The sequence below is a fragment of the Streptomyces sp. AM 4-1-1 genome (assembly GCF_029167625.1).
Taxonomy (GTDB): Bacteria; Actinomycetota; Actinomycetes; order Streptomycetales; family Streptomycetaceae; genus Streptomyces.
The window spans coordinates 527,342-550,726 of sequence record NZ_CP119145.1; the positions used below are offsets into that span (position 1 = coordinate 527,342).

Here is a 23,385-nt window from a genome sequence, read left to right on the forward strand (position 1 = left end):
CGCTCCCTCAGACCGTGCCGAAGTTGTTGTCAAGGAGTTCGAAGAGCTCGTCGGCGGAGGCCGATTCGAGCGCGTCGGGACGGTTCGCCGCGTCCGGCGGCAGGGCCCGTTCGGCCCAGCGCCGTAGCAGTTCCTGAAGGCGGACGCCGACATCCTCGGCCCCCTCGGCATCGGGTCCCACGGCGGCCAGGGCCTCCTCCAGCCGCTCCAGCTCGGCCAGGGCACCGCTCACGGGTCCTGACGCGGGGCACAGACCCTCGTAGAGGTGACCGGTGAGCGCGGCCGGGGTCGGGTGGTCGAACGTCACGGTGGCGGCAAGGGGCAGTCCGGTGGCGGCGCGCAGCCGGTTGCGGAACCGCACGGCGAGCATCGAGTCGAAGCCGACGGCGGAGAACGCCTGGTCGGGCTGGAGCGCCTGGCGTCCGGTCCGGCCGAGGATCGCGGCCGCGTGACCGGTGACCAGATCGAGGAGGAGCCGCCGCCGGGCGGGTTCGTCGAGCGGAGCGAGCCGTTCGGCCAACTCGGCCGCCGGGGTGCCCGGTTCGTCGGCGGCTGCCTTCGACGCGGCCTCCACCTCGGGCAGTTCACGCAGCAGCCGCAGCCGTCGCGGGGTGGGTACGGAGGCCACGATCCGGTCCCAGTGGATGTCCGCGGCGACGGCGCCGGACCCGTCCCGCTCCAGCAGCCGCTGGAGCATCCCCGTGACCGTCTCGGGGGTGACCGGTCCCTCGACGTCGACGGCCTCCGGGTCCTGGCCGCCGAGTGCCAGCGTCAGACCGCGGGCGCCCCGGTCCGCGCGTTGCCGGACCACGGCTTCGAGGCCCGCGTACGCGGCGGTTGCGGCGCCCTGCCGGGCGGCGCCCCAGACGCCGCCGAGCGGGAACAGCACGGCCAGCGCGGACGGTTCGTCGTCGCCCAGGAGGCTGTCGAGGCCGCGCACGGCGGTCACCGTGGAACGCAGTGCGTCATCGATCCCGGCCGTGGTGAGCTCGGCCAGGGAGGCTCCGGTGCCCGGTACCCGGGCGAGGTGGACCACCGTGGTCGGCGGACGGTCGGCCGGCAGGGCGGCGAGCAGCACGGCCAGGGCGTCCGGCCCCGCCGGATCGGCCCGATCGGCCGGGCCCAGTTCGACGCCGGTCAGTTCCGTTCCCAGGGAAGCCAGTTCCTCCTTGAGCCGACGGAACGGGTCCCGGTCCCCGGGCCCCTCGGTGGCACGGCCGGTGGCGGTGGCTTCGGCGCTGTCGACGGCGAGCACGACGTGGTCGGCGCCGCGCCGGGCGAGCCAGCGGGCGATCTCCGCGCCCAGTTCCTCGGGGCAGCCGGTGACCAGGGCCGTGCCTCCCTCCGGGCTCCAGGGACGGGTGGCCGGTCCGACGGGTTCGGCCGCGCGCACCAGGCGGTGCACATGGCTCCCCTCGGAGCGCAGCGCGAGCCGGTCCTCGTCGTAACCGCCCGCGAGCGCGGTGGCGAGCCGGCGCACCACCGCGGAGTCGGGCTCGGGCGGCAGATCGATCAGGCCGCCCCAGCGCTGGGGCTGTTCCAGGCCGATGACCTGCCCGAGGCCCCAGAGCTGCGCCTGGGCCGGGTGGGTGAGTGGTTCGCCCGGTACGGCGGCCACGGCCCCCCGGGTCACGCACCACAGCGGGGCCTCGCCACCGGGGGCACCGGGGTCGGCCGGGGCGCCGAGGGCCCGCAGCAGCTCCAGGGTGGCGGCGAGTCCGCCGGGCGCCGAGTCCGGTCCGCTCGTGGGCCGTTCGTCCAGGGCGAGCAGTGAGAGCACCCCGGCGGGCGGCCCGGTGAGGGCGGCGGAGAGGGTACGCGTGATCCCGTCCGCGTCCCCGCCGGGCGGCACGGTCACGGCGGTGGCCCGTGCCCCGCCGAGTTCGACGGCGGCCCGGCAGGCGGTGACCAGCGGATCGTCGGTGTGCTGCGCGGGTACGACGAGCAGCCAGTCACCGGCCGGCGGTGCGGCCGAAGCGTCCGGCAGCGGCTGCCAGCGTGTCCGGTAGCCCGACGACCGGACGGCCGCCGCGTCGCGGTGGGCGCGCCGCCAGCCGGAGAGCACCGGCAGCACCTCGCGCAGCGCCGGGCCGAAGCCCTGCGGTACGGCGTCCGGTCCGGCGCCGATGGCCGCCGCCAGCACGTCCGGGTCGCCGCTGTCCACGGCGTCCCAGAAGCGGTCCTGCTCCGGTCGGCCCGGCGCGTCGGCGGGCCGGGCGGCAGCCGCTCTGCCGGGGGTGGGCAGCCAGTAGCGGTCCCGCCGGAACGCGTAGGTGGGGAGCGCGGCCGGCGGGACGCCGGGCACCGCCGGGTCCAGCACCTCGGACCAGTTCACGGCCGCGCCACGGGTCCACGCCTCGGCCAGTGAGGTGAGCAGCCTGGTCCGGCCGGCGTCGTCGCGGCGCAGCGTGCCGATCGCGGTGGCCGGGCGGGCGGTGGCGTCGGCCCCCACCGCGGCGGCCCTGGCCTCGGCGGTGCCTTCGACACCCATGGTGAGTCCGGGGTGCGGGCTCACCTCGACGAACAGTCCGAAACCCGCGCCGAGCAGGGTGTCGGTGGTGCGCGCGAACGCGACGGGTTCGCGGAGGTTGCGGTACCAGTAGTCGGCGTCGAGCAGTGTCCCGTCGAGGCGTTCGCCGGTCACGGTGGAGTACATCGGGATGTCACAGGGGCCGGGCCGTACGGCGGCCAGCGCGGTGAGCAGTTCCTCGCGGACCCGCGCCACCTGGGCGGAGTGCGCCGCGTAGTCGACCGGGAGCCGTCTGGCGCGTACCCCGTCGCGCTCACAGGCGTCGAGGAGCGCGTCGAGCGCGGCCGGCTCACCGGCCACCACGACGGCGTCCGGGCCGTTGACCGCCGCGACACAGAGCATGTCGCCGTGGGGCGCGAGGAGTTCACGGGCGCGCGCCTCCGGGACGGCGAGCGACACCATGCCGCCCTCCCCCGACAGCCGGCGCAGTGCGCGGCTGCGCAGCGCCACCACGGTGGCCGCGTCGTCCAGGGTGAGCGCTCCGGCCACGCAGGCGGCGGCGATCTCGCCCTGGCTGTGGCCGACCACGGCGTCCGGCCTCAGTCCGGCGGCGCGCCACTGTTCGGCCAGGGCGACCATCACGGCGAAGAGCGCGGGCTGGACGACGTCGACCCGGTCCAGGGACGGGGCGCCGGGCGCACCGCGCAGCACACCGGTCAGCGACCAGTCCACGTGGCGGGCCAGGGCCCGTTCGCAGGCGTCGATCCGGTCTGCGAACTCCGGTACGGAGTCGAGGAGTTCCACCGCCATACCGGCCCATTGCGAGCCCTGGCCGGGGAAGACGAAGACGGTCCTGACGGCGTCGGCCGGGCCGTCGCCGACGACAGCCCCCGGTGCGGCCGTGCCGTCGGCGAGGTCCGCGAGGGAGCGCAGCAGATCCTCCCGGCCGTGCCCGATGACGACGGCACGGTGCTCGAACGCGGTGCGGGTGGTGGCGAGGGCGCGTGCCACTTCCGCCGGGGCGGCGAACGGCTCCTGACTGCCCGTCAGGTGTGTCAGGAGTCGGCGCGCCTGGTCGCGCAGCGCCGCCGGGGAGCGGGCGGAGAGCAGCCAGGGGACGGCGGCGGACGGTTCCCGGGCCGAGGTCTCGGTGGCGGGCGCGTCGGCCGGCCCCGATCCGGTGGCGGGGCCGGGCACGGACGAGGTGGAGGAGTCGGGGGCGGGTGCGGACGAGGTGTCCGTGCCAGGAGCGGGTACGCGCGCGGGGGCCTCTTCGAGCAGTACGTGGGCGTTGGTGCCGCTCATGCCGAAGGAGGAGACCCCGGCCCGGCGCGGGTGGCCGTCGGTCACCTCCCAGGGGCGGGCCTCGGTGAGCAGCCGGACGGTGCCGGCCGACCAGTCCACCCCGGTGGTCGCCTCGTGCGCGTGCAGCGTCCTGGGGAGCAGCCCGTGCCGCATGGCCAGCACGGTCTTGATCACACCGGCCGCCCCGGCGGCCGCCTGGGTGTGGCCGATGTTGGACTTCAGCGACCCCAGCCAGAGCGGTCGCCCGGCCGGGCGGTCCTGCCCGTACGTGGCGAGGAGCGCCTGAGCCTCCACCGGGTCGCCGAGTACGGTCCCCGTGCCGTGGGCCTCGACGAGGTCGATGTCGCCCGCGGTCAGCCCGGCGTTGGCCAGTGCCTGGCGGACCACGCGCTGCTGTGCCAGGCCGTTGGGGGCGGTCAGTCCGTTGCTGGCGCCGTCCTGGTTGACGGCGGTGCCGCGCACCACGGCGAGCACCGGATGGCCTTCGCGCCGGGCGTCCGACAGCCGCTCGACCAGCAGCATGCCGACGCCCTCGCCCCAGCCGGTGCCGTTCGCCCCGTCACCGAACGAACGGCACCGGCCGTCGGGCGACAGACCGCGCTGACGGCTGAACTCCACGAAGACATCGGGACCGGCCATCACGGCGGCCCCGCCGACCAGCGCGAAGGAGCACTCCCCGGCGCGCAGCGACTGTCCGGCGAGGTGCAGTGCGACGAGCGAGGAGGAGCAGGCGGTGTCCACGGTGACCGCGGGACCCTCGATGCCCAGGGTGTACGCGACGCGGCCGGACGCCACGCTGGTGACGTTGCCGCTGAGCAGGTGCCCCTCGACGTCGTCGGTGGCGGCCAGCGGCCCGGTCCCGTACCCCTGGGAGGCGACGCCGACGAAGACACCGCCCCTGGTGCCCCGTACGGAGGCCGGGTCGATGCCCGCCCGCTCCAGGGCCTCCCAGGAGGTCTCCAGGAGCAGCCGCTGCTGCGGGTCCATGGCCAGTGCCTCGCGCGGTGAGATCCCGAAGAACCCGGCGTCGAACTCGCCCGCCCCGTCGAGGAATCCGCCTCCGGCGGCGTAGAAGGTGCCGGGGTGGTCGGGGTCGGGGTCGTACAGCGCGGCGAGGTCCCAGCCCCGGTCGGTGGGCAGTTCGGTGACGGCGTCGGTGCCTTCGGCCACCAGCTTCCAGAGGTCTTCCGGGGAACGGACGCCCGCCGGGAACCGGCATGCCATCGCGACGATCGCCAGGGGTTCGGCGGTGGTCGCGCGCTGCGCGGCGAGCGGCGCGGGTGCGGTGGCGGTGCCGGTCAGCTCCGTGTGCAGGTGTCCGGCGAGGTCGGTGGCGGTCGGGTGGTCGAAGAGGGCGGCGACCGGCAGCTTGAGACCGGTCGCGGCGGCCAGCCGGTTGCGCAGCTCGACGGCGGTGATCGAGTCGAACCCGATGTCGCGCAGCGGTCGTCCCGGGTCCACCCGGCCCGCCGTGTCGTGACCGAGGACGGCGGCGGCCTCCGCGCTGATCAGGTCGACCAGCAGTCGGCGGCGCTCGGTGGCGGGCACGTCCGCGAGGCGGCGCCTCCAGCCGTCGGTGGCGCCCGTCGCGGTCGCCTCGGGTGTCCCGGTGGCGGCTTCCGGCAGGGCGCTCAGCAGCGCGCTGGGGCGTGCCGAGGTGAAGGCCGGGGCGAACCGCGCCCAGTCCACGTCCGCGACCACCACATGGGCCTCGTCGGTGTGCAGGGCCCGTCGAAGCTCCGCCAGCGCCGTCTCCGGGGCCATCGGGACGAGTCCGTGGCGGCGCAGCGCCGTGCCCGCGTCGCCGTGGGCCATGCCCGCGCCCGCCCACGGCCCCCACGCCACGGACACGCCGGCCAGTCCCCGGGCGCGGCGACGGGCCGCGAGCGCGTCCAGATGGGCGTTGGCCGCCGCGTAGGCCGCCTGCCCGCCGCTGCCCCAGGTTCCGGCGATCGAGGAGAACAGTACGAACGCGTCGAGCGGGCGGTCGCCGAGGAGCCCGTCCAGATGATCGGCTCCGGCCGCCTTGGCCGCCAGCTCGGCGGCGATTCCGGCCGGGGTGCACCGGGCCAGCGGGGTGTCGCTGACCAGACCGGCGGCGTGGTAGACCGCCCGGAGGTCCTCGTTCGCCGCGTCCAGCCCGGCCAGCAGCCGTGCGACGGCCTCCCGGTCGGCGACGTCACAGGCCACCACCGTCACGCGGGTCCCGGTCCGCTCCAGTTCGGCGGCGAGTTCGGCGGCGCCCGGGGCGTCGGGCCCCCGTCGGCCCGTCAGCACCAGGTGTTCCGCCCCGTCCTCGGCCAGCCAGTGCGCCAGCCGGGCGCCGAGTCCGCCCGTGCCGCCGGTCACCAGGACGGTGCCGCGACTGCGCCGGCCGTCCTCGGGGAGCGCCGGGGAGCCGGTGGCGCGCAGCAGTCGGCGGGCGAACAACCCTGCGGGGCGCACGGCCAGTTGGTCCTCCCCGGCGAGGGCGCCGGACAGGACGGCGCACAGGGTGCGCAGGGCGGTGGCATCCGGGTCCCGGGGCAGGTCGACGAGTCCGCCCCAGCGGTCCGGGTGTTCCAGTGCGGCCACCCGGCCCAGTCCCCAGAGCTGCGCCCGCGCGGGTGACGGCGCCTCGGTGCGGTCGGTGCGTACCGCGCCCGTGGTGGCGCACCACAGCGGCGCGCCGTTGGCCGCGTCGCCGAGGGCCTGGACCAGGAGCAGCGTGAGCGCGGTGCCCGTCGCATCGTCGGCAGCGGACGGCGAGGAGACGGGGGACGGCGAGGAGACGGGGGACGGCGAGGAGACGGAGGACGGCGAGGAGACGGAGGGTGATGAGAAGGCCGGGGACAGGGAGGAGGCCGGGGACAGCAAGGACAGCACACCGTCCACCGGGCCGTGGAGCCGGTCGGCCAGTTCGGCACGTCCGGTTCCGGGCGCGACCGCGACGATGCGCACCTCGGCGCCGCACTCAGTCATCGCCCGCTCACAGGACCGGGCGAACTCCCCTACCGGGTCCGGCTGTTCGGCATTCAGGCCACCTGCCCCCTCCATGGGACGCCCACGGCCTCCGGTGTCCTCGGGGATGACCAGCAGCCAGGTCCCGGTCAGCCGGGGGCCGGCCGGGACGGTGAGCGGCTGCCAGCCGATCCGGTAGCGCAGCCGGTCGGTGTCCGAGGGGGCAGGGGGCGCGGGCCGAGGCCAGAACGTCCGGTGCTGGAAGGGGTACGTGGGCAGCTCGACCCGGCGCACATCGGCGCCGCGCCACAGGGCCGGCCAGTCGACGTGCACGCCCCGTACGTACAGCCGGGCCAGCGCGGCGACCGCCGACCGCGCCTCCGGCCTGCCCTTGACGAGCAGCGGCACGGCCTCGCAGCCCTCGAAGTCCGGCAGGCACTCGGGGACGAGGGCGCTGAGGACACCGCCCGGGCCGGTCTCCAGGAAGGTGGTGACCCCGTCGGCGCGCAGCCGCCGGACGCCGTCCAGGAACCGGACGGTGCCCCGGACGTGCGCCACCCAGTAGTCCGGCGAGGCCAGTTGCCCGGCGGTGGCGGGTTCACCGGTCAGATCTGAGATAACCGGGATGCGGGGTTCGTGGTAGGACAGGTCCTCCGCGACCCGGCGGAACGCGTCGAGCATGGCGTCCGTCCGGGCGGAGTGGAAGGCGTGGCTCACGGTGAGCCGTTTGGTGCGGCGTCCGCGCGCGGCGAACTCCCGGGCGGCGGCCAGCACTGCGTCGGTGTCTCCGCTGAGCACCGTGGCGGCGGGCCCGTTGACGGCCGCGATCGAGACCGCTCCGTCGCCCAGCGCCTCACGCACCTCGGCCTCGGCCGCCTCGACGGCCACCATGGCGCCGCCCTCGGGCAGTTCGTCCATCAGCCGGCCCCGCGCGGCGACCAGGGCGCAGGCGTCGGCCAGGTCGAGCACCCCGGCGCAGTGGGCGGCGGCCAGTTCACCGACGGAGTGGCCGATCAGCGCGTCCGGCACGATTCCTCGGTGTTCGGCGAACCGGAACAGGGCGACTTCCAGGGCGAAGAGAGCGGGCTGGGTGTACCGGGTCCGGTCCAGCGACCGCGCGGGCTCGGTGTGCTCGGCGGCGAACATGATGTCGAGCAGCGGCAGGTCGAGGTGCGGGGCCAGATGGGCGAGTACGTCGTCGAGGGCGTCGGCGAAGACCGGCTCGTCCCGGTGGAGCCCGGCGCCCGCGGCGGCGAACTGGCTGCCCTGGCCCGGGAAGAGGAACGCCGTCCGGCCGGGAGTGCCTGCCTGGCCGGTGACCAGCCCGCTGTCCCGGCCGCCCTCGGCCAGCGCCGCGAGCGCGCGCCGCGTGGCGGCGGGGGTGGCGCCGATGACGGCCGCCCGGTGCTCCAGCGCGGCCCGCCCCGTCACGAGGGAGTGGGCGAGGTCCACCGGCCGGATGCCGGGGTGGGCGTCCAGATGTCCGCCCAGCCGGGCGGCCTGTGCCCGGAGGGCTTCCGGGCCGCGGGCGGACAGCAGCAGGGGCACCACGGCCGGGGCCGCCGGGGCACCGGGCCGCTCGTCCTCCGGTTCGGCGACCGGACCCCGTACACCCTCAACGACCCCCGGGCCCGTACCCGCGGTCCCCGGCCCGGACCCCGCGACTCCGGCACCCGCGGCGTCGTCCCCGGCTTCGGCGTCCTCGGGGGCCTGCTCCAGGATCACGTGCGCGTTGGTGCCGCTGATACCGAACGCCGACACCCCGGCCCGGCGCGGCCGCCCGGTCTCCGGCCAGGCGATCCGTTCGGTGAGCAGACGCAGTCCCGCCGCCGACCAGTCGACGTGCGGGCTGGGCACCTCGGCGTGCAGTGTGCCGGGCAGCGTCGCCCCGCGTACCGCCAGCGCCATCTTGATCACCCCGGCCACCCCTGCCGCCGCCTGGGTGTGGCCGATGTTCGACTTGACGGAACCCAGCCACAGCGGACGGCCGGACGGCCGCTCGGCCCCGTACACCGCCTGGAGCGCCTGGGCCTCGATCGGGTCGCCCAGCCGGGTGCCCGTGCCGTGTGCCTCCACGGCGTCGACCTCGTCGGCGCGCAGTCCGGCGTCGGTGAGGGCGGCCCGGACGACCTGTTGCTGCGCCGGGCCGTTGGGGGCGGTCAGTCCGTTGCTGGCGCCGTCCTGGTTGACGGCGGTGCCGCGCACCACGGCGAGCACCCGGTGCCCTTCGCGGCGGGCGTCGGACAGCCGCTCCAGCAGGAGCATGCCCACGCCCTCGGACCAGCTGGTGCCGTCGGCGCCGGCGGCGAACGCCTTGCACCGGCCGTCGGGGGCCAGTCCGCGCTGGCGGCTGAACTCGACGAACAGCCGGGGGGTGGACATCACCGTGACGCCACCGGCCAGGGCCTGCGCGCACTCGCCCCGCCGCAGCGCCTGCACCGCGAGGTGGAGGGTGACCAGGGACGAGGAGCACGCGGTGTCGACCGTGAGGGCGGGCCCCTCAAGGCCGAGCGCGTAGGAGACCCGGCCGGACATCACACTCGCGGTGTTGCCGGTCATCAGGTGTCCCTCGGACACGCCTGACACCCCGTCGAGCGTGGTCGAGTAGTCCTGTCCGTTGGTCCCGATGTACACGCCGACGGGCCGGCCGCGCAGCGACTCCGGGTCGACCCCGGCGTGTTCGACCGCCTCCCAGCAGGACTCCAGCAGGAGCCGCTGCTGCGGGTCCATGGCCAGCGCCTCGCGCGGCGACACCCCGAAGAAGTCCGCGTCGAAGCCCGCCATGTCGTGCAGGAAGCCGCCGCGCACGCTGTAGGTGGTGCCCGGCCGGTCGGGGTCGGGGTCGTAGAGGCGGGTGGTGTCCCAGCCCCGGTCGTCCGGCCAGTCGGTGATGACGTCCCGGCCGCTCACGAGGAGGTCCCAGAGGGCTTCCGGACCGTGCGCGCCTCCGGGGAACCGGCAGCCGATCCCGACGATCGCGATCGGTTCGTCGTCCGCGTGCGGCGCCGGGCCGCCGGTGGCCGGTACGGGCGCGGCGGCCGGTGCCGGGGCGTGCTCGTCGTGGAGCCGGTCGAGCAGATGGGCGGCGAGCGACCGCGGGGTGGGGTGGTCGAAGAGCAGGGTCGTGGGCAGCCGCAGTCCGGTGGCGGTGGCCAGCCGGTTGCGCAGTTCCACGGCGGTCAGCGAGTCGAAGCCGAGTTCCGCGAAGGCCCTGGCCGGGACGATCCCGGTGGCGGAGCCGTACCGCAGTACGGCCGCGGCGTGGGCCTGGACCAGTTCGGTGAGGTGGCGGATGCGTTCGGCGGCGGGCAGCGCGGCCAGTTGGGCGGGCATCGGTGCGGCCGGGATGCCGGGTTCGTCCGCGGTCGGGGCGGTCGCCATGCCGGGCAGGCCGCTGAGCAGGGCGGTGGCGTGCAGACCGGTGCCGAGGGCGAAGCGGGGCCAGTCGACGTCGGCGACGACCGTCAGGTCCTCGCCGCCCTCGACCGCGGGGGCGAGGGCGCGTACGGCGAGGTCGGGTGCCATCCGGGTGATGCCCATGCCGCGCAGCCGGTCGGCGATCCGCTCCTCGACCATGCCGCCGCCCGCCCAGGCTCCCCAGGCGATCGCGGTGGCGGGCAGTCCGTCGGCCCGGCGTTCGGCGGCGAGGGCGTCGAGGGCCGCGTTGGCGGCGGCGTAGTTGCCCTGGCCCGCACTGCCGACCACACCCATCAGCGAGGAGAACACGACGAACGCGGACAGGCCGAGGCCCGAGGTGGCCTCGTGCAGATTGCGCGCGGCGGTGAGCTTCGCCCGCAGCACGGAGCTCATGCGTTCCGGGGTCAGGGCGTCCACGATCCCGTCGTCCAGGACCCCGGCCGCGTGCACGACGGCGGTGAGCGGGTACCTCTCCGGGATCGCGGCGACGACCGCCGCCACCGCGTCACGGTCGGCCGCGTCGCAGGCCGCGATGGTCACCTCCGCGCCGGACGCGGTGAGTTCCGCCCGCAGTTCGTCGGCGCCGGGAGCCGCCGGGCCCCTGCGGCCGATCAACAAGAGGTGCCGCGCGCCGAGTTCGGCGAGCCGGCGGGCGACCTGGGCGCCGACCCCGCCGGTTCCCCCGGTGACGAGCACCGTGCCGCGTGGCTGCCAGGACTCCCCCGGCGGGGTGCGCCGCGCCGCCGGGAGGAGCCGTCGGCCGTACACGCCGGAGGGCCGTACGGCGACCTGGTCCTCGTCGTCCACCTCGGCCAGGACCGCGCGGAGCCGGCCGGCGGATCGCGCGTCGAGGACGGGGGGCAGGTCGACGAGGCCGCCCCAGCGGTCCGGGTGTTCCAGGGCGACGGTACGGCCCAGTCCGGCGACCGCCGCCTGGACCGGGCCCCGCCCCGGCCGCTCACCGGAGCCGGTCACGACGAGCCCCCGGGTGACGCACCAGAGGGGGGCGTCGAGCCCGGCGTCGCCCAGTGCCTGGGCGAGGGCGAGGGTCAGTGCGGCGGCGCCGGGCAGGTCGGGGTGGTCCGGGTGCGCGCGGTCCTCCTCGGCGAGCAGGGACAGCACCCCGGCCACCGGCCGGTCGGCGACGGCGGCGCGGACCAGCCCGGCCAGCGACCGCCGGTCGTGTCCGGGGCCGGACAGGGTGACGGTGACCAGATCGGTTCCGGCGGCGGTGAGGGCGTCCACCACATCGGCGCCGAGTCCGGGCGCGGGGACCACGGCCAGCCACCGGCCGGGGGGCGGGCCGGCCGGGCCCAGGGAGAGGGGCTGCCAGCCGATCCGGTGGCTCCAGGCATCGGCGTGCCTGCCGAGCGCCCGTTCGCCGCGCCACGCGGTCAGCGCGGGCAGCACCCGGTCCAGCGCGTCGCGGTCGACCCGCAGGGTGTCGGCGAGTTCCGCCGGGTCCCGCCGTTCCACCTCGGCCCACAGCTCGTCGTCGGCCCCGGTGCCGGTCGCGGCCGGGTCGGGCTCGGGCAGCCAGTAGTGGCTGTGCTGGAAGGGGTAGCCGGGCAGCTCGGTCACCCGGGCTCCGGTCCCGGCGAAGGCCGCCGCCCAGTCGACCACGAGTCCGTGGGTGTGTGCCTCCCCGACCGAGCGCAGCATTCGCCGCGCTCCGCCGTCGTCGCGCCGCAGCGAGCCCAGCACGGTCGCCTCGGCGCCGTTGTCCTCCACGGTCTCCTGGATCGCGGTGGTCAGTACGGGGTGCGGGCTGACCTCGATGAACGCGGTGTAGCCCGAGGCGGCGAGGGCCCGGACGGCGGGTTCGAAGGCCACGGTCCCGCGGAGGTTGCGGTACCAGTGGTCCGCGTCCATCCCGGCCGCGTCCAGCCAGCCGCCGTCGCCCACCGTGGTGTAGAGCGGGACGTGGCCGTCGGCGGGGCGCAGTCCGGCCAGCGCTTCCAGGAGCGGGTCGCGGATCTCCTCGACGTGGGCGGAGTGCGAGGCGTAGTCGACGTCGATCCGGCGGGCGCGTACCCCGGCCGTCCCGCAGTGGGTGAGGAGTTCCCGCAGTGCGTCGGGGTCGCCGGACACCACGGCCGACGTCGGTCCGTTGACCGCGGCGACGGACAGCCGGCCGGACCACGGCGCGACGAGTGCGGTGACCCGGTCGCCCGGCAGCGCCACCGACACCATGCCGCCGCGTCCGGCGAGCGCGCCGATCGCCCGGCTGCGCAGGGCCACCACCTTGGCGCCGTCCTCCAGGGTCAGGGCGCCCGCGACGACGGCGGCGGCGATCTCGCCCTGGCTGTGGCCCAGTACGGCGTCCGGCGTCACTCCGAAGGACCGCCACACCTCGGCGAGCGACACCATCACCGCGAACAGCGCGGGCTGCACCACGTCGACCCGGTCCCAGGTGCGGCCGGAGCGGATCGCCTCGGTCGGCGACCGGTCGGTGTGCGGGGCGAGGGCCTGTTCGCACTCGGCCATCCGGGCCGCGAAGACGGGTGACTCGTCGAGGAGTTCGCGTGCCATGCCGGTCCACTGGGAGCCCTGGCCGGGGAAGACGAACACGACGGGGCCCGTGCCGGACGCCTCGCCCGCCACGACGTCCGGGCCGGGTTCGGCGGCGGCGAGTGCGGAGAGCCCTTCCGCCAGCTCCGTCCGGTCGCCCACGAGGACCGCCCGGTGCACGAACGTGGAACGGGCCGTGACCAGGGTGTGCCCGATGTCGCGCGGCTCCGGTCCGCCGTCCGCGCGCAGGACCGGCAGCAGCCGGCGGGCCTGGTCCCGCAACGCCTCGGCGGTGCGGGCCGAGAGGACCAGCGGCAGTGGGGCGGTGGTGTCGGTGGCGGGTCGGTGGTCGTCGGTGGGAGGTGGTTCCTCCAGCACGACATGCGCGTTGGTCCCACTGATCCCGAACGAGGACACCGCCGCACGACGCGGACCCTCACCCCGCTCCCACACCCGCGCCTCGGACAACAACTCCACACCACCCGAAGCCCAGTCCACAAAAGGCGACGGCTCCTCCACATACAACGTACGAGGCAACACCCCGAACCGCATCGCCAACACCATCTTGATCACACCAGCCACACCCGCAGCCGCCTGCGCATGACCAATATTCGACTTCAACGACCCCAACCACAAAGGACGCCCACCCGACCGCTCACGCCCATACGTCTCCAACAACGCCTGAGCCTCCACCGGATCACCCAAACGCGTCCCCGTCCCATGCCCCTCCACCACATCCACACCCGCACCCGACAAACCCGCCGACGCCAACGCCGCACGAATCACCCGCCGCTGCGCCACCCCACTCGGCGCCGTCAACCCATTCGACGCACCATCCTGATTCACCGCGGAACCCCGCACCACCGCCAACACCCGATGCCCACGACGCACCGCATCCGACAACCGCTCCACCACCAACAAACCCACACCCTCAGCCCACCCCGTACCATCCGCCCCCACACCGAACGAACGACACCGACCATCCACCGACAAACCCCGCTGCCGACTGAACTCCACAAACGTCCCCGGCGACGACATCACCGTCACCCCACCCGCCAACGCCAACGAACACTCCCCCGCACGCAACGACTGCACCGCCAGATGCAACGCCACCAACGACGAAGAACACGCCGTATCCACCGTCACCGCAGGACCCTCAAGCCCCAACGAAAACGACACCCGACCCGACAACACACTCCCCGCCCCACCCGTCAGACGGTGTCCGTCGGTCTCGCCGGCCGAGTGGTGGAGCCGGGGCCCGTAGTCGTGATACATGATTCCGGCGAACACTCCGGTGGGGGTGGAACGGAGCGAGCGCGGATCGATCCCGGCCCGTTCCACCGCCTCCCACGCCGTCTCCAGGAACACCCGCTGCTGCGGATCCATCGCCAACGCCTCACGCGGCGAAATACCGAAGAACTCAGCGTCGAAACCCGCCGCATCATGCAGGAAACCCCCCTCCCGCACATACGACTTCCCCACCCGGTCCGGGTCCGGATCGAACAACCCCTCCAGATCCCAGCCCCGGTCCACCGGAAACCCCGAAACACCGTCCCCACCCGACGCCACCAGATCCCACAGATCCTCCGGCGACGACACACCCCCCGGCAACCGGCACGCCATCCCCACGATCACCACGGGTTCCTGCGCGGACGCCAGCAGGCGCTGGTTCTCCTTGCGCAGGCGGGTGGTCTCCTTGAGCGCGTCCCGCAGGGCCTCGACTATTGCTTCGGACGACGTGGTCATGCTTTGCCCCTTCCGGGCTCGGGGGACTCGACGCCTTCGCGTGCCATGCGGATCAGGTCGGCGACATCCATGCCGTCGATGAGGTCGTCCTCCCCGGCGCGCTCCGCGCCCGGTGCCTCGGGGGGTTCGTCGTGGGCGGGGTCCGGGCCGAGGAGCGCCAGCAGTCCCGGCAGCAGGCCGGCCCCGCGGATGCGGTCCACGGGCAGGGCGGCGAGTTCCCGCCGGAACCTGGCCTCGTTCAGTACGGTCCCGCCGGCGTCGCCGTCCGGCCGGGGGGCGGCTTCCGTCGCGCTTTCGGGCAGCAGCTCGGCCCGTAGGCGAGCGGCCAGTTGAAGGGGGGTGGGGTGTTCGAAGACGACGGTCGCGGCCAGCCGCAGCCCGGTCGCCCGGTTGAGCCGGTTGCGGAGTTCGATGACGGTGAGCGAGTCCGCCCCGAGCGCCTTGAACGTCCGGTCCGCGTCGACCGTGGCCACACCGTCGTGGTCGAGGACGGCGGCCGCCTCGGCCCGTACGAGATCGAGCAGTGCGCGGTCCTGGTCGGCGGGGTCCAGTCCGGTGAGCCGCCGGACCAGCCCGGCGTCCGGTCCGGCGCCCCCGGCGGAGGCGGGCGTGACCGTGGGGCGCGCGGTCCCGGTACGGAACAACCCGCGCAGCAGACGCGGCGGTTCGGTGCCGCGCGCCGCGGGCCCCGTGGTGTCCAGGGCCAGTGGTACGAGAGCGGGGGCGCCGAGCGCCACGGCCTCGTCGAAGAGCCGCAGCCCTGGTACGGGGGCCAGGGGGCGCATCCCGGAGCGGGCGAATCTGGCCCGGTCGGCGTCGGCGAGTTCTTCCGCCATGCCGCCTTCCGCCCAGGGGCCCCAGGCCAGTGCTCCGGCTGCCAGTCCGTGGGCGCCGCGGTGGTGTGCCAGGGCGTCCAGGAACGTGTTGGCCGCCGCGTAGTTGGCCTGCCCCGCGCCGCCCACCAGGCCCTGCACGGAGGAGAAGAGGACGAACGCGGTGAGGTCCATGTCCTGGGTCAGCCGGTGCAGGTTCCAGGCGCCGTCCACCTTCGGCCGGAGCACGGTGTCGGTCCGTTCCGGGGTCAGCGCGGCCAGCACTCCGTCGTCCAGGACGCCCGCCGCGTGCACGACACCGGTCAGCGGCCACTTCGGGCCGATACCGGCGAGGAGTTCCGCGAGGGCCGGCCGGTCGGCGGCGTCGCAGGCCACGACGGTGGCCTCGGCCCCCAGCCCGGCCAGCTCGGCCACCAGCTCGGCCGCTCCCGGGGCCCGGTCCCCCCGGCGGCCGGCCAGCAGCAGCTGCCGGACGCCGTGTTCGGTGACCAGGTGGCGGGCCACCAGGGCGCCCAGCGCCCCGGTCCCGCCCGTGATCAGTACGGTGCCGTCGGGGCCCCAGGGCCCGGTGCGGTCCTGCGCCTCGGGTCCGCGCCGGACCGGCACCGCCCGAGGTGCCAGGAACACACCGTCGCGTAAGGCGAGTTGAGGCTCGCCACCGGCCAGTGCGGCGGCCAGCTCCCGGGGTGGGGGCAGCGGCGCGCCGGGTGCGGTGTCGAGGTCGAGCAGCACGATCCGGTCGGGGTTCTCCGTCTGGGCGGACCGCAGCAGTCCCCAGACGGCCGCGCGGGCCAGGTCGGGCACGTCGACGGGGACGGCCCGGTCCGCGTTCCCGTCCGGGGTGCGGGGCGCGGCGACCGCGCCCCGGGTGACGACGACCAGCCGGGAGGCGGCGAACCGCTCGTCCGCGAGCCAGCCGCGTGCCAGGGCCAGCGCCTGGTGGGTGGCGGTGCGGACCGTCGCCGGGAGGTCGGGGTCGTCGCCCGCGGGGTACGCCGGGCGGGTGTAGGGGGCCAGGACCAGATCCGGCGCGGCCGTGCCCGCGGACAGCGCCCCGACCAGCGACTCCAGGTCCTCGTACGTCCTGGGCGCCGTCGTCCCGTCCGCCAGGACGGTGGCGGGGTCTCCGAGCACCGCCCAGGACACGGAGGACCGGGCGGGGCCCGGGGGGACGGGCTCCCAGTCGATCCGCAGGAGCGAGGCGACCGGCCCGCCCCCGGCCGGTCCGAGCCGGTCGGCGGTGACCGGCCGCCGGGCGAGCGAGGCGACCGAGGCGACCGGGCGCCCCGTGTCGTCGGTCAGGCTCAGGGAGACCGCGTCCGGGCCGACCGGGGTCAGCCGTACCCTGGCCGCGGACGCCCCGGGGCGGTACAGCCGCACCCCGCTCCAGACGAACGGCAGATGTGTTCCCCGGCCGCCCGGCAGCGCGCCCAGTTCGATGGCGTGCAGGGCCGAGTCGAGCAGCGCGGGGTGCAGGCCGAAACCGTCCGTCCGGCCCGTTTGCCCTTCGCCCAGGGCGAGTTCGGCGAAGACCTCGTCACCGCGCCGCCAGGCCGCCCGCAGCCCCCGGAACGCCGGCCCGTAGCCGAAACCCTGCCGGGCCAGCGTGTCGTACCAGCCGTCGAGGTCCACCGCCACGGCGCCGGGCACCGGCCAGTCGGCGTCCGGGGCGGCGACCGTCCCGGACGCGACGGTCGCCGCCCCGGACGCACCGCCGGCTCCGGCGACTCCGGCGACTCCGGCAACTCCGAGCCCACCAGCCTCGTCGCCCGGTCCACCCGGTCCACCCGGTCCACCCGGGGCCAGTGTTCCGCTCGCGTGCCGGGTCCAGCCGTCGTCCGACGACACCGTCGACACCACGCCCCCGGGGATGGCGCCAGGGGCGTCCCCGTCGGGCCTGGCGTGCACGGTCAGCGTCCGCAGCCCGTTCCCGTCCGGCCCGCCGACCAGGACCTGTACCTGGAGCGCGCCCTTCTCCGGCAGTTCCAGCGGCGCCTCCAGGGTGAGTTCCGCCAGCTCCTCGTACCCGGCGAGCCCGGCGGCCTGGAGCGCCAGTTCCAGCAGACCGGTCCCCGGGAAGAGGACCCGGCCCAGCACGGTGTGGTCGGCGAGCCAGGGCTGGGTCTCCACCGACAACAGCCCGCTCAGCAGCAGTTCTTCGGAACCGGCCGGCCGCACCACCGCGCCGAGCAGCGGATGCCCGGTCGCCCGCAGCCCCAGCCCCGTGGCGTCCGTGGCCCGGACCGGGGCCGCGCTCCGCCAGTAGCGGCGGTGCTGGAAGGCGTACGTGGGAAGGTCGACGCGTCGCGCTCCGGTACCGGCGAACACCGCGTCCCAGTCGGGCCCGGCGCCACGTACGTGCAGCCGCCCCAGTGCCTGGGTCAGTGCCCGCGCCTCGGACCGGCCCCGACGCTGGGTGGCCACGAACTCGGGTCGTCGGGCGTCCGGTTCCCCGGTGAGGCAGTCCTGCCCCATGGAGGTGAGCACCGCGTCGGGCCCGACCTCCACGAAGGTGGTCACCCCCGCGTCGCGGAGGGCGCGCACCGCGTCGGCGAACCGCACGGTCCCGCGGACGTGCCGCACCCAGTGCTCGGGCGATGTCACCTCCTCCGCGGTGGCGGTGCGCCCGGTCAGTCCGGACACCAGGGGAAGAGCGGGCTCCCGGTAGGTGAGCCGGCGCGCGACGTCCCGGAACTCGTCGAGCATCGGGTCCATCAGCGGTGAGTGGAAGGCGTGGCTGACCCGCAGCCGCCGGGTCCTGTGGCCCAGTTCCGTCAGCCGGTCGGCCAACTCCCGTACGGCGTGCTCCTCGCCGGAGAGCACCGAGGAGACCGGGCCGTTCACCGCGGCGACGGCGACCCGCCCGTCCGCTCCGGCGAGCAGCGCCGCCACGGTCTCCTGCGGAGCCTGCACGGACACCATCGCGCCGCCCGGCGGCAGCGCCTGCATCAGCCGGCCGCGCGCCGCCACCAGCGTGGTGGCGTCCTCCAGCGACAGCACTCCGGCGACATGCGCGGCCACGAGTTCGCCGATGGAGTGCCCCGCCACCCGGTCGGGCCGCACCCCGAGATGTCCGAGCAGGCGGAACAGGGCGACCTCATGGGCGAACAGCGCCGCCTGGGTGAACACCGTGCGGTCCAGCAGTTCCGCTTCGGCCGAGTCCTCCCCGGCGAGGACGACCTCGCGCAGCGGGCGCCCCAGGAGATCTCCGAACGCCTCGCACGCCTCGTCCAGAGCGCGTGCGAACTCCGGGAAGGCGCCGCGGAGTTCGCGCCCCATCGCCGGGTGCTGGCTGCCCTGTCCGGTGAACAGGAACGCCGTCCCGCCGCCGTCGGGTATGCCTCGGGCGGCTCCGTGCGGCAGACCGCCTTCGGCGAGCGTGCTGAGATCGTCGAGCAGCCGGTCCCGGTCGTCGCCCAGGAGGACGGCCCGGTGGTCGAGGGCGGCGCGTGTGGTGGCCAGGGAATGGCCGATGTCGACGGGGCGCGGCCGGGGTTCGGCGACGAGGTGTGCGCGCAGCCGGCGGGCCTGTGCGCGCAGCGCCTCCTCGGTGTGGCCGGACAGCGGCCAGAGCACGGTGGGCGCGGTCTCATCCGCGCTGTCGGTGGTGTCGGTGGCGGGTCGGTGGTCGTCGGTGGGAGGTGGTTCCTCCAGCACGACATGCGCGTTGGTCCCACTGATCCCGAACGAGGACACCGCCGCACGACGCGGACCCTCACCCCGCTCCCACACCCGCGCCTCGGACAACAACTCCACACCACCCGAAGCCCAGTCCACAAAAGGCGACGGCTCCTCCACATACAACGTACGAGGCAACACCCCGAACCGCATCGCCAACACCATCTTGATCACACCAGCCACACCCGCAGCCGCCTGCGCATGACCAATATTCGACTTCAACGACCCCAACCACAAAGGACGCCCACCCGACCGCTCACGCCCATACGTCTCCAACAACGCCTGAGCCTCCACCGGATCACCCAAACGCGTCCCCGTCCCATGCCCCTCCACCACATCCACACCCGCACCCGACAAACCCGCCGACGCCAACGCCGCACGAATCACCCGCCGCTGCGCCACCCCACTCGGCGCCGTCAACCCATTCGACGCACCATCCTGATTCACCGCGGAACCCCGCACCACCGCCAACACCCGATGCCCACGACGCACCGCATCCGACAACCGCTCCACCACCAACAAACCCACACCCTCAGCCCACCCCGTACCATCCGCCCCCACACCGAACGAACGACACCGACCATCCACCGACAAACCCCGCTGCCGACTGAACTCCACAAACGTCCCCGGCGACGACATCACCGTCACCCCACCCGCCAACGCCAACGAACACTCCCCCGCACGCAACGACTGCACCGCCAGATGCAACGCCACCAACGACGAAGAACACGCCGTATCCACCGTCACCGCAGGACCCTCAAGCCCCAACGAAAACGACACCCGACCCGACAACACACTCCCCGCCCCACCCGTCAGACGTCTGCCTTCGAGGGCGTCGTCGGGGCCCTGTACCGAGGCGTCCTGGTCCCGGTAGCCGAAGATCCCGGCGAACACTCCGGTGGGGGTGGAACGCAGCGAGCGCGGATCGATCCCGGCGCGCTCCACCGCCTCCCACGCCGTCTCCAGGAACACCCGCTGCTGCGGATCCATCGCCAACGCCTCACGCGGCGAAATACCGAAGAACTCAGCGTCGAAACCCCCCGCGTCATGCAGAAACCCCCCCTCCCGCACATACGACTTCCCCACCCGGTCCGGGTCCGGATCGAACAACCCCTCCAGATCCCAGCCCCGGTCCACCGGAAACCCCGAAACACCGTCCCCACCCGACGCCACCAGATCCCACAGATCCTCCGGCGACGACACACCCCCCGGCAACCGGCACGCCATCCCCACGATCACCACCGGATCACCGGTGGGACCGTCGCCGTGCGCGGGGGTTCCGGCCGGTGCGTCGACGGCGCCATGGCCCGCGCCCGCGCCCGTCGACAGCTCGTTCCGCAGATGCGTGATCAGGGCGTCGGGCGTGGAGTGGTCGAAGATCAGCGTGCTCGGCAGCGTGGTTCCGGTGGCGCGGCCGAGGAGATCGGAGAGCTCCACCCCCATCAGGGAGTCGAATCCCAGCTCCTTGAACGAGAGCCGGGCCGCCACGTCCTGCCCGGTGCCGTGGCCGAGGACCCGCGCGACCTGTTCCCGTACCAGCGCGGCGAGTTCCGCGCCCGCGCCGACGAGGGTCCGCTCGGGGGAAGCGGCACCCGCCCCACCCGTGCCCGCCTCCCCGGCACCCGCCTCCCCGGCGCCGGACGCGCTGTCGGCGCCACCGGCCACCGGTCCCGGCGTGACGTCCTGGAGGCGCGGTACGTCGGTCAGCCAGTACCGCCGGCGCTGGAAGGCGTAGGTGGGCAGCGGCGCCATCCGGGAGCGGGGGCCGCCGGCCAGCCGCCGCCAGGCGACCGGAACGCCGTGTACGTGCAGTTGGGCGAGCGCGGCGGTCAGGGTGGCCACCTCGTCCCGCTCGGCGCGCGCCGCCGCAACGAACGTCATGGACCCGGGTGCCACACAGTCGCGGCCCATCGCGCCGAGCACGGCGTCGGGCCCGATCTCCAGGCACGTGGTGACGGAACGGGCCTCCAGGGTGCGCATGCCCGCCAGGAAGCGGACGCTGTCCCTGGCGTGCCGGACCCAGTGGTCCGCCGAGCACAGCTGGTCCGGCTCGACGGCCAGGCCGGTGAGGTTGGACACCACCGCGATCGCGGGCGTCCGGTGCTCCAGGCGTTCGGCGACCTGCCGGAAGTCGTCGAGCATGGCGTCCATGTGCGGGGAATGGAAGGCGTGGCTCACCCGCAGCCGCCCGGTCTTCCGGCCACGCTCGCGCCACCGCCCGGCGAGTGCGAGGACCGCGTCCTCGTCACCGGAGAGCACGGTGGCGGCCGGGCCGTTGACGGCGGCGATCGTGACGCGTCCGGCGAAGTCATCGAGGCCGGGCCGCAGTTCGTCCTCGGACGCCTGGACCGACACCATGGCGCCGCCCGACGGCAGCCGCTGCATCAGCCGGCCGCGCGCCGCGACCAGTGCACACGCGTCGGGCAGCGAGAGCGCCCCGGCCGCGTGGGCCGCGGCGAGTTCGCCCACGGAGTGGCCGAGCACGGCGTCGGGGACGACGCCCCACGCCTCGAACAGCCGGAACAGGGCGGTCTCGTACGCGAAGAGCGCCGCCTGTGTGTACTCGGTCCGGTCCAGGAGCACGGGGTCCGGCGCCCCCTCACCGCCCAGGACGAGCCGGCGCAGCGACAGATCGAGGAGGGTGTCGAACTCGTCGCACACCGCGTCGAAGGCGGCGGCGAACTCGGGGAACGCCCGGTACGGCCCCCGCCCCATGCCCGGCCGCTGGCTGCCCTGCCCGGTGAAGAGGAAGGCGAGTCCGCCGGACCGCGCGACGCCCTCGACCGTGCGGGAACCGGTGCGCCCCTCGGCCAGTTCACCCAGGTCCGCGAGGAGGCCGTCGCGGTCGGGGGCGAGCAGCGCCGCCCGGCGTTCGAAGTGGGTCCGGGTGGCGGCGGTGGCGTGGCCGGTCTCGGCGGGCCCCTGTCCTGGCCGGTCCGCGAGGTGGCGCAGCAGCCGCGCGGCCTGTCCCCGGAGCGCCTGTTCGTCGCGGCCGGAGAGCAGCACCGGTACGGGGACGGCGGCGGGGCGCGCCGGGGCACTCGGCGCCGAGGTGGCCGGTTCCGTACGGTCGGACAGCACCAGGTGGCAGTTGGTGCCGCCCATGCCGAACGAGCTGACTCCGGCCGTCCTGGGCCGGTCGGCCCTGGGCCAGGGGCCGAGTGACCGCTGGACGGTCAGGTTCAGCCGGTCCAGGGGGATGCGCGGGTGCTCGGTGGTGAAGTGCAGGCTGGCGGGAAGTGCCCGGCGCTCGATGGAGAGGATCACCTTCAGCAGTCCGGTGACCCCGGCCGCGCCCTCCAGATGACCGACGTTGGTCTTGGCGGAGCCGACGGCCAGTGGCAGTCCGGCCGGGCGCCGGCCGCCGATCGCGGCGCCGAGGGCGGCGGCCTCCACCGGGTCCCCGGCGCGGGTCCCGGTGCCGTGGAGCTCCACGTACTGCACGTCGGCGGGTTCGACCCCGGCCCGGCGGTGGGCGAGCCGGATGACCTCCGCCTGCGCGTCCGCGTCCGGCACGGTCAGTCCGGCGGCCGCGGCCCCGTTGTTGACCGCGCCGCCGAGGATCAGGCACCGGACCCGGTCGCCGTCGGCGAGCGCCTGGTCGAGGGTCTTCAGCAGGACCAGCGCGCCGCCCTCGCCCCGTACATAGCCGTCGGCCGCGGCGTCGAAGGTGCGGCAGCGTCCGTCCGGGGAGAGCGCGCCGGAACCCGCGGTGGCGAGCGCGCTCTCCAGGGCGAGATTGAGGTTGACCCCGCCCGCCAGCGCGGCGGTGCACTCGCCCGAGCGCAGGCTCTCACAGGCGAGTTGGACGGCCACCAGCGAGGACGACTGTCCGCAGTCCACGGTCTGGCTGGGGCCCCGGGCGTTCAGGAGCTGGGAGAGCCGGTTGGCGATCATGGACCGGTGGGTGCCGACGGCCGTGTGGCGGTCGATCCGCCCGGCGCCCTGCCTCGCCCGCAGCACCGCGTAGTCGTCCAGCATCGCGCCCACGAAGACGGCGGTGGCGCTGCCGGCGAGTTCGGCGGGGACCGTTCCGGAGTGCTCCAGGGCCTCCCAGCCCAGCTCCAGCACGAGCCGCTGCTGCGGGTCCATGGCGGTGGCCTCGCGTGGCGAGATGTGGAAGAAGCCCGCGTCGAACAGGTCGGGCCGGTCGATGAAGCCGCCCCAGCGGGCGCGTTCCGCGTCCGGCGCGGCCCCGGCCGCCGCGATCGCGGCCGCGTCCCACCGGTCCCGGGGAACCTCGGTGATCGCGTGCCGGCTCTCGACGAGCAGCTGCCAGAACGCGTCGGGGTCCGGGGCCGAGGGAAGACGGCAGGAATATCCGACGACTGCGACAGGTGTCCTCGGACCAATACCTGGCATCACGAATACCCCCTCACTTCCGGCTTTTCTCGTCGCGGTGTCGGAGAGCCAATTACGCGGACACAGCGAGAACACTGCCACCTCGGCATATCGTTTCGATGACGCCGTCCGCGACATCATGCG

At 75.0% G+C, this 23,385-nt stretch carries 2 protein-coding genes; both read right to left on the minus strand.

Going from position 1 to position 23,385, the window contains the following annotated elements:
* Nucleotides 1–7: 7 nt before the first annotated feature.
* Nucleotides 8–14,389 carry a type I polyketide synthase gene (locus PZB75_RS02095; protein WP_275533561.1) on the minus strand — a complete coding sequence of 4,794 codons (14,382 nt, stop codon included), beginning with the start codon at nt 14,387–14,389 and terminating at the stop codon, nt 8–10.
* Nucleotides 14,386–23,262, minus strand: a complete 8,877-nt coding sequence (locus PZB75_RS02100) for a type I polyketide synthase (RefSeq protein WP_275533562.1) — start codon at nt 23,260–23,262, stop codon at nt 14,386–14,388. Before PZB75_RS02100 ends, PZB75_RS02095 begins: the two co-directional genes overlap by 4 nt.
* Nucleotides 23,263–23,385: the final 123 nt, after the last annotated feature.